At 72.8% G+C, this 8,664-nt stretch carries 9 protein-coding genes; 5 read left to right on the plus strand and 4 right to left on the minus strand.

The features are described 5' to 3' along the window. Positions 1-27: 27 nt before the first annotated feature. Both BCF74_RS05585 and BCF74_RS17280 read left to right on the plus strand, forming a co-directional pair. Positions 28-879, plus strand: coding sequence for a GHMP family kinase ATP-binding protein (locus tag BCF74_RS05585; protein ID WP_146132880.1), 852 nt, complete (start codon positions 28-30; stop codon positions 877-879). Then, positions 842-1,126: a hypothetical protein gene (locus tag BCF74_RS17280; protein WP_245889234.1), complete on the plus strand. Its 285-nt coding sequence runs from the start codon at positions 842-844 to the stop codon at positions 1,124-1,126. The genes BCF74_RS05585 and BCF74_RS17280 overlap by 38 nt, the downstream gene beginning before the upstream one ends. A 129-nt stretch (positions 1,127-1,255) precedes the next feature. On the opposite strand, the gene BCF74_RS05595 is transcribed toward BCF74_RS17280, so the two are convergent. Both BCF74_RS05595 and yczR read right to left on the minus strand, forming a co-directional pair. Next, a complete protein-coding gene (locus tag BCF74_RS05595; RefSeq protein ID WP_425432803.1) occupies positions 1,256-2,242 on the minus strand; it encodes an acyl-CoA thioesterase in 987 nt (328 codons plus the stop codon). Between the two features lie 33 nt (positions 2,243-2,275). After that, complete coding sequence (gene yczR / locus BCF74_RS05600; RefSeq protein WP_245889231.1) at positions 2,276-3,778, minus strand: MocR-like transcription factor YczR; 1,503 nt, start codon at positions 3,776-3,778, stop codon at positions 2,276-2,278. Positions 3,779-3,809: 31 nt separating this feature from the next. On the opposite strand from yczR, the gene yczE reads away from it, so the two are divergent. Then, positions 3,810-4,535, plus strand: coding sequence for a membrane protein YczE (yczE, locus tag BCF74_RS05605; protein WP_106296972.1), 726 nt, complete (start codon positions 3,810-3,812; stop codon positions 4,533-4,535). 212 nt (positions 4,536-4,747) lie between these two features. Here yczE and BCF74_RS05610 read toward each other — a convergent pair whose 3' ends face one another. Beyond that, positions 4,748-6,898, minus strand: coding sequence for a RecQ family ATP-dependent DNA helicase (locus tag BCF74_RS05610; protein WP_245889232.1), 2,151 nt, complete (start codon positions 6,896-6,898; stop codon positions 4,748-4,750). Between the two features lie 64 nt (positions 6,899-6,962). Here BCF74_RS05610 and BCF74_RS05615 point away from each other — a divergent pair, with 64 nt between their 5' ends. Together BCF74_RS05615 and BCF74_RS05620 are read left to right on the plus strand one after the other, a co-directional pair. Further along, positions 6,963-7,436: an acyl-CoA thioesterase gene (locus BCF74_RS05615; protein ID WP_106296973.1), complete on the plus strand. Its 474-nt coding sequence runs from the start codon at positions 6,963-6,965 to the stop codon at positions 7,434-7,436. Next, the gene (locus BCF74_RS05620) at positions 7,433-8,134 is read left to right on the plus strand and encodes a DUF8185 domain-containing protein (protein WP_106296986.1); all 702 of its coding nucleotides are present in this window, start codon (positions 7,433-7,435) and stop codon (positions 8,132-8,134) included. Before BCF74_RS05615 ends, BCF74_RS05620 begins: the two co-directional genes overlap by 4 nt. Positions 8,135-8,253: 119 nt before the next feature. On the opposite strand, the gene BCF74_RS05625 is transcribed toward BCF74_RS05620, so the two are convergent. Further along, the coding region (locus BCF74_RS05625) for an HNH endonuclease signature motif containing protein (RefSeq protein ID WP_146132882.1) at positions 8,254-8,664 on the minus strand (411 nt) is incomplete at its 5' end.

Genomic DNA, 8,664 nt, shown 5'->3' on the forward strand with positions numbered 1-8,664 from the left:
GCTCGCGCGTTTGGCATGCTTCGCGTCGTGCCCTCCCGCCCGTATGCCGTTCGCGCCACCGCGCCCGTGCGCGTCGCCGACGTCGGCGGCTGGACCGACACGTGGTTCGGTGGTCCGGGACGGGTCTGCCACCTCGCCGTGGGCCCCGGCGTCGAGGTCCGGGCACGGCGGACCAACCGCACGGGTGGAGCTCCGTCCGTGGTGCTCGAATCCACGGCTCTGGACCCGCCGGTGACGGTGACGCAGACGGCGGACGGCCGGTGGGCAGGGGGATCCTCGGTGCGCCACCTCATGCTCGAGGAGGCCGTGTGCGAGGTGCTCGAGGGCGTGCCTGCGGACGAGGTGGGTCGCGTCGAGGTCGTCATCGGATCGCAGGTGCCGCCGGGCGCGTCGCTCGGGACGTCGGCCGCGGTGGTCGTCAGCCTCCTCGCCGCGCTCGACACCCTGCTCGCGGGTGGGCGCCGGACACCTGAGGAGCTCGCCGTCCTGGCCCACCGGGTCGAGACCGTCCGGGCGAGGCGCGAGGCGGGCGTGCAGGACCAGTGGGCCGCTGCGGTGGGCGGCGCGTCGCTGCTCGAGGTCGACCCCTATCCGACGGTGCGTCGCACGCCGATCCCGCTGAGTGACGCCGTTGTCGCGGAGCTCGGGCAGCGGCTGGTGACAGTGGTGTTCGCCCCACACGACTCGTCCGCGGTGCATCGCGAAGTCATCGGGGCCCATTGTCCGCGACGGTGGCTCGACACACGCCGCGGCGTCACGCGCGCTTCGCGAGATCGCCGGGCTGGCCCAGACGGCGTCGGCCGCGCTCCGCGATGCAGACATCGACCGATGGGCAGAGTCGCTGCGGGCATGCACCAACTCGCAGCAGGAGCTTCATGAGGGCTTGGTCGGGCCGGCCCATGCCGCGGCGATCGAGGAGGCGCGCCGCTTGGGTGCGGCCGGGTGGAAGGTCAACGGCGCGGGCGGAAGCGGTGGGTCGCTGACGCTCGTGGCCGGGTCGAGTGCGACGTCGGCGACGGCGCCCGCGCTGGCCCGCGCACTCGGCGCCCTCGACGCCGGCTGGACGGTCCTCGAGCTCGCCCCATCCCGTGTCGGTGTCGTGGTGGAGGAGCTGCCAATGCGCTGACGCCGTGACCGGAACGGGCAATCAGTGGGTGCGGGGCGCGACCAGAACGGGCAATCAGTGGTGCGGTCCGCGACCAGAACGGGCAATCAGTGGTGCGGTGCGCGAACGGAACGGGCAATCAGTGGTGGGTCAGGCGTCGTCGCGGACGCGGAGCATGCCCTCCTGGGCGACGGTCGCGACGAGCGTGCCGGACTCGGTGAACATCCGGCCGAGGCCGAGACCGCGACCGCCCTGGGCCGACGGCGACTCCTGCGAGTAGAGGACCCACTCGTCGGCGCGGGCCGGGCGGTGGAACCACATCGCGTGGTCGAGGCTGGCGACGTTGAGCCCGCCACCGATCCACTGGCGGCCGTGCCGACGCAGCACCGGCTCCAGCAGCGCGTAGTCGGACGCGTAGGCCAGCACCGCCGCGTGCAGCAGCGGGTCGTCGGGCAGCCGGCCGATGGCGCGGATCCACACGTTCTGCTCGGCGACCTGCTCCTCACCGGGGGCGAGGAAGATCTCACCCTCGACGTGCCGCTGCTCGATCGCGCGGCCCTCGGCCAGATGCTTCGCCCCCGGGTGGTCGAACGCGCCGAAGACGTCGGCGAGGGACTTCAACCCCTCGGGCCCGGGGACCTGCGGCATCTCGTCCTGGTGGTCGAGACCGCCGGCGTCCTCCTGAAAGGAGCAGCTCATCGACAGGATCGGCTCGCCGTCCTGGATGGCGTGCGCACGACGCGTCGAGAAGGAACGTCCGTCGCGCATCCGCTCGACCGCGAAGTGGATCGGCTTGGTGTCGTCACCCGGGCGCATGAAGTACGCGTGCAGCGAGTGGATCGGACGCGCCGGGCCGCCGGCCTCGGCGACCGCGGCCTCGACCGACCGACCGCACGCCATGACCGACTGTGCGAGGACCTGCCCGCCGAAGACACGGCCGTGCGGCTGCTTCTGGCTCTGTCCGACGAAGACGCGCATCTCCTCGGCGAACGACGTCGGGTTCGCCGGTGCGCCGCTCTCGGTCGTCGAGCCCGATGAGCGCGTCGTCACCTGGACGTCGGCCGTACCGACTTCCTCGAGCTCGAGCACGGACAGCAGCTCGGTCAGGGCGGGGGCAGGGGCGGGAGTGTCGTTCACAGGGGTCACTGTAGCGACGCACAGTAGGTCTGGTCAGGCGACGAGGGGACCGTCACGTCGGGTGCGTCGCCCCGCTGACCTGCGTGAACCCGTCTCAGGGGCGTCTCCGGCGCGGACCTGGTCCATCGCCCTGGCGAGCCGGTCGACCGCCTCGACGAGCTCGTCGGGGGACGCGACGTAGGGGATCCGGATCCACCGGTCGAGACCGCCTGCGGCGGCGAAGCGAGGACCGCTCGCGATGAGCAGGCCCTCGTCCTCGGCCGCGAGGGTGACCTCGGCGGCGACCGGCTCCGGCAGCTCGATCCACAGGCACAGTCCGCCGCGCGGCACGACGAACCGCAGCTGCGGCAGCCGCTCGCGCAGGGCAGTGACAAGCGCGTCCCGGGCCGCGACGAGGTCACTCCGGCGTTCCTGGGTGATCCCCGCCGACCGGCGCATGAGCTCGAGGAGGACGAGCTGGTCGATGACGGGCGCACCGATGTCGAAGGGCACGCGGGCCGCCGACAGGCGTTCGAGCGTCGGACCGGATGCGCGCACCCACCCGATCCGAAGACCACCCCAGTGCGACTTCGACGCGCTGCCAACGCTGATCGTGTCGGCGTGGTACGCCCCGAACGGCAGCGGCATCGGTTCATCGGTGTCGAGGCGGACCTCGGCGACGGTCTCGTCGACGATCGCCGTCACCCGCCCGCGCTTCAGGGCACGGGCCAGAGTTGCCCGGTCCGCGTCGGACATGAGGCTTCCCGTGGGGTTGTGGAAGTCCGGCATGAGGTATGCCGCCCGCGCGCCTGAGGCGCGCACCGTCGACACCGTGGTGGGCAGGTCCCAGCCGTCGGGGGCGACGGGGACGGGGGCGAGGCGCGCACGGAGCTGCTCGAGCGTCGGCAGGACGTTGGGGTAGGTCGGCGTCTCGAGTAGCACGGTGTCGCCGGGGGAGAGCAGCGCCCGGGCCGCGATGGCCGTGCCAACGACGGCGCCCGTCGTGACGAGCACCTCGTCCGCGGTCGTCGGCAGCCCACGCTCGGTGTAGCGCGAGGCGATGACCTCACGCAGCTCCGGGATGCCGTGCAGGACGTAGCCGCTGCCGCAGAGGTAGCCCGGCGACGCCGCGATCGCCGCCTCCGCCGCCTCGGTCATCCCGGCCGGCGCGCGCAGGGCGGCGCAGGTGAGGTCGATCGTTCCGTCGGGCACGTTGGCCGCGAGGTGCAGCCCGGTGTCGCGGCGCACCACCCCGTCAGGCAGTGTCGCGACACTGCCCGACCCGCGGCGTGAGGTGACGTACCCCGCGTCGCGCAGGACGGCATACGCGCTGCTCACCGTCGTGCGGCTCAGGCCGAGCGCGGTGACGAGGTCCCGCTCGCTCGGCAGGCGGGTGCCGACCGCGATGCGGCCGTCGGCGATGAGGAGGCGGAGGCGGTCGGCCACGAACTGGTATGCCGGCCGGCCGGGCTCCGCGGTCCCGATGAGCTCTGCGGCGCGGCGGGCGGTGAGCTGGGCTGCGGACATGAGGCCACTGTCGCCGAAGTGGCCCTTCATGACAAGGCCACTTGAGGCGCAGGATGGGGTCATGAGCCCGATTCAGTCCCTGCGTCGCGGAGTCGCCGCCGGCACCGCGCGCCGCGTCGACCTGCTTCCGATGACCCCACGCGAGCAGCTGCGGGCCGGCCGGACCGGGCGCCGGCTCGTCCAGCTCTTCGTCGGGCTGTGGCTCTACGGCACGGCCATGGCGATGTTCATTCGGGCGGGCCTCGGGCTCGACCCGTGGGACGTCTTCCACTACGGCGTGCAGCGGCAGGTCGGGCTGAGCTTCGGGACGATCGTCATCATCGTCGGCGCCCTCGTGCTGCTGCTGTGGGTGCCGCTGCGGCAGTGGCCGGGGCTCGGGACGGTCGCGAACGTTGTCGTCATCGGTGTCGCGACCGACGTCATGCTCGCAGTGCTCGATGCACCCGAGTCGCTGTGGCTGCGGTGGACGTTCCTGATCGGCGGCATCGTCGTCAACGGTCTCGGTGGCGCGCTCTACATCGGCAGCCAGTACGGTCCCGGCCCGCGCGACGGGCTCATGACCGGTCTGGCCCGGCGAACGGGGCTGTCGATCCGGCTCGTTCGTACGGCTCTCGAGCTGACGGTGCTCGTCGTCGGCTGGCTGCTCGGGGGCGTCGTCGGCGTGGGCACGGTGCTCTACGCACTGCTCATCGGCCCCGCGGTGCAGTTCTTCCTCCCCCTCGTGACGGTGCGGCTCACACGTTCCGAGAAGGGATCACGGCTGCCTACTGACGGCGTGGTGTCGTAGGCTATGGGTGTGCCCCGCCTTGCGAGGAGTGGGGAAGTGAGCCTCGGGAGTTCCTGCCGGACGACAGGGCCCGGGGCTCGCGCGTTGGTGGGGGCACGCTCAAACGTCCAGGAGCGCGTCGTCGTCGCCGGGTCGGGAGCGCATGACCGGACCGCACACGCGGTGAGTGTCGGATCCCGACTCGTCGACCCAGGCTCGGCGGTCGGCCCCGCTCACCCGTCGACGGCGAGGGCGAACGGCAGGACACCTTGGGCACCGGCCTGGCGGAGCTCGCGCGCGGCGACGGTGAGCGTCCAGCGTGAGCTGACGAGGTCGTCGACGAGCAGGACCGGGCCGCGCACGTCACGCAGTGCCGCGGTCAGCTCGGGGCCGACGGTGAGGCGCTCCCACACCCCGGCGAGGCGGAAGGCGCTGTTGCCGCCCGGCTCCCCGGTCGGGCCACCATGCGCGAGGTCGAGGGTGCCGAGGAACGGCAGCCGCCCGATCTCGGCGAGACCGTGCGCGACCGACTGCACGAGCTGCGGGTGCGAGCGCGACGGCACAGCGACGACACCGGCGGGGCGCTCACTCCAGCCCCAGTCGGCGAGGACGCCGACACAGCCGCGCAACAGCTCCGGCGACGCAGGCGCGTCCTCGCGCAGCACCTCACGCAGCCGCTGCCCACAGCCAAGATCCGACAGCCGCGCCAGAGCGCGACCTGGCGACATCGCCTCGTCCGCACCGATCTTGCCCTTGACCGGCACGCCGAGCCGGTCCATTCCGGTCGGCCACTGCGCCCGCGGGTCGACGTCGACGCCGACGCGCGCCAGGCGCTCGCGAGCAGCGCCGATGACCCGGTCGGGCACATCGGTCGAGTACCACGGACCGGCGCAGGTGTCGCACCGTCCGCAGGGCTGCGCCGTGTCGTCGTCGAGGGTGCGTTGCAGGAACGCCATGCGGCACTCGGTCGTCCGCTCGTAGTCGACCATGAGCTGCTGCTCGTCCTTGCGGGACTGGGCCACGCGGCCGTAGCGCTCGGCGTCATAGGCCCACGGATCACCCGTCGACACCCAGCCGCCCTGCACACGCGTCACAGCGCCGTCGACGTCGAGCACCTTGAGCAGCAGCTCGAGGCGGGTGCGCCGCACGTCGACGATCGTCTCGATGGCAGCCGTCGAGAGCGGACGCCCGGCCTCGGCGAGCGCCTGCAGCACGGCGTCGGCCTGCTCCTGGCGAGGCATCGACACCGACGCGAAGTACTGCCAGATGTCCTTGTCCTCCGGCCCGGGCAGGAGGAGGACGTCAGCGCGCTCGGTCGCACGACCGGCACGGCCGACCTGCTGGTAGTAGGCAACCGGCGAGCTCGGCGCCCCGAGGTGGACGACGAACCCGAGGTCCGGCTTGTCGAACCCCATCCCCAGCGCCGAGGTCGCGACGAGCGCCTTGACCTCGTTGTCGCGCAGGGCCGCCTCGAGGCGTTCGCGGTCGGCCGGGTCGGTGCGGCCGGTGTACGCCGCGACCTTGTGCCCGGCCTCGGACAGCGCGGCCGCGACCTCCTCGGCCGCCGCGACCGTGAGGGCATAGACGATGCCGCTGCCCGACAGCTCGTCGAGGTGGGCGAGGAGCCAGCCGAGCCGCTGCTCCGGCGACATCGACGAGAGCACCCCGAGCCGGAGGGAGTCGCGGGCCAGCCCTCCGCGCACGGTGAGGACCTCACGCCCGCCGACCCCCAGCTGCTCTGCGACATCAGTGACGACGCGCGCGTTCGCAGTGGCCGTCGTCGCGAGCACCGGCACATCGGTCGGCAGCCCGTCGAGCAGGTCGCGGATGCGCCGGTAGTCCGGCCGGAAGTCGTGCCCCCAGTCCGAGACGCAGTGCGCCTCGTCCACGACGAGCAGACCGCAGCGGCGCGCGAGGTCGGGCAGCTGCTCGTCGCGGAACCGCGGGTTGTTGAGCCGCTCCGGGCTGACGAGCAGGACGTCGACCTCGTCGGCCGCCAGCGCCGCGCGCACCTCGTCCCAGTCCTGCGCGTTGGCGGAGTTCATCGTCACCGCGCGGATCCCCGCTCGCGCCGCGGCAGCGATCTGGTCGCGCATCAGGGCGAGCAGCGGCGAGATGATCACCGTCGGGCCGGCTCCTTGGGCGCGACGCAGCGCCGTCGCGACGAAGTACACCGCCGACTTGCCCCAGCCCGTCCGCTGCACGACGAGCACCCGTGAGCGGTCGGCCACCAGCGCCGTGATCGCGTCGAGCTGGCCGTCGCGGAAGTCGACGTCCTCGCGGCCCACGAGCCGTCGCAGCGCGGCCCGCGCCTCCGCCGCCACGTCAGGTGCGTCGCCCCCGGAAGGCGCGCTCGCGGCATACGTCTCGTGTGTCTCAGTCATGGTGACCACCACGCTAGGTGAGATGACCGACAGGGCCCACCGGCGCGGCTGCCACACTGGGCCCATGCCGCAGGACCCCACTCCCGACGCGTCCGCCCGCCCGTATCGCACCGAGGTGCCGCTGCGCTGGTCCGACATGGACGCCTACGGCCACGTCAACAACGTGCAGTACCTGCGGCTCCTCGAGGACGCGCGCGTCATCGGCTTCCGCGAGTGGTTCGGGACGGAGAAGTCCGTCGTCGATGCCGGGGTCGTCGTGTCGCGGCACGAGATCGAGTACGTCGCCCCGCTGACCTACCGGCCCCAGCCGATCGAGGTCGACATGTGGGTCACCGGGGTGTTCGGCGCGGGCTTCAACCTCGGGTATGCCGTGCGCGACCCGGAAGCGTTGGGCGAGAAGGTGTATGCCGTCGCCGAGACCGGGCTGGTGCTCTATGACTTCCGGGCTGAGGTGCCACGCCGCCTGTCGGAGGGCGAGCGTGAGGTGCTGCGCATCCACCAGGGTGAGCCGGTGCCGTTCCGGTGGTCGCGCCGGTGAGTGGGGGAGCGCCTGCCGAGCTCGTGCTCGCTGATGCGGAGTCCCTGCAGGACCTCGGTCGGTATGCCGCCCGCGCGCGTGCGCTCGACGCCGACGGTGCGATGCGGCTCCAGGCCGTCGGGCCGGTGCTCGCGGCCTGGGTCGGGGTGCTGCCGGGGTCCGGGGTGCTCGGGTCGGGGACGACGGTGGGGCTGCGGACATCGGCGCTGGCCGAGCCGGTCTCACTGGATGTCGTCGTGCCGCTGGCCGCGGTGAGCGACCGGGTGGCGCGGCCGGGGGAGCGCGCCGTCTTGCCCGTTCCACCGATGACCGTGACGGCGCCGTGGACGGCCGTGTCGCCGCCCCGGTCGGGGTGGGAGCCGATGGGTTCCGTGTCGTCGGATGCGTTGCGGCGCAACGCTGTTGACGGTATCGCCGAGGTTGCTGCCGGGACGCCGGACGGCGCTGGTGCGGCTGCAGTGGCGACCCTGCGGCAGCGCGTGTGGGGTCGGCCGATGACCGGTGTCGTGACGCCTGCGGCGGCGGACGAAGGCCGCATGGGCGGCGGCGCCGATGACGCAGGTGAGGTGCCCGCGGCACTGGCCTTTGCGGCATACGCACTGGGGTTCGTCGTGGCGGACGGCGAGGCGACACTGGCTCGCAACGGCCGCTGGTTCCGCCTCACGACCCTGGCGGGGCACGCCCTCACGCGTGCCTGAGCACCCGGGCCGTACGAGAGCGTGAGCGCCCTCGCTCTGACCGTGTGCAGGGCCCGCACGTCTCGCGTGGCATGCCCGTAGCCCCGGTGCCGTGGTTGGCGTCGGGGTGTGGGGCGGGGTCATGGTCGTGGTGGCGGGTGGTCGTCGCCGGACGCGCGAGGGAGTGCGGGGTCGCCGCGGCCGTGGGGTGAGCCATGGGGCTGGAGCTGGGCGAGGGCGTGGTCGTAGGCGCCGGGGGTGAGGTCCCAGGTGACGCGTTCTCGTCCGTGCTGGTCGCGTTCGACCCGGCCGTGGTAGCGCTGGGTGTGGACGATGGTGTGGTGTCGCTGGCAGAGCAGGGCGCCGTTGTCGAGGTCGGTGGGTCCGTGGTCGGCCCAGTGGATGAGGTGGTGGGCGTCGGTCCAGGCTGCGGGTGCGTCGCAGCCGGGGTAGGTGCAGTGGCGGTCGCGGAGCCAGAGGCGTTTGATCTGGGCGGGGGTGAAGCAGCGTTCGGCGGCGCCGAGGTCGACGGGTTGTCCGCAGGTGTTCAA

Origin of the sequence: Knoellia remsis (genome assembly GCF_003002895.1) — a bacterium.
In the GTDB taxonomy this organism is placed as follows: domain Bacteria; phylum Actinomycetota; class Actinomycetes; order Actinomycetales; family Dermatophilaceae; genus Knoellia; species Knoellia remsis.

Bases quoted from the DNA above. Each gene is read 5' to 3' on its own strand.
- yczR (WP_245889231.1), bottom strand. From the start codon at position 3,778: ATGAAGGGCCACTTCGGCGACAGTGGCCTCATGTCCGCAGCCCAGCTC.
- yczE (WP_106296972.1), top strand. From the start codon at position 3,810: ATGAGCCCGATTCAGTCCCTGCGTCGCGGAGTCGCCGCCGGCACCGCG.
- BCF74_RS05610 (WP_245889232.1), bottom strand. From the start codon at position 6,898: ATGACTGAGACACACGAGACGTATGCCGCGAGCGCGCCTTCCGGGGGC.
- BCF74_RS05615 (WP_106296973.1), top strand. From the start codon at position 6,963: ATGCCGCAGGACCCCACTCCCGACGCGTCCGCCCGCCCGTATCGCACC.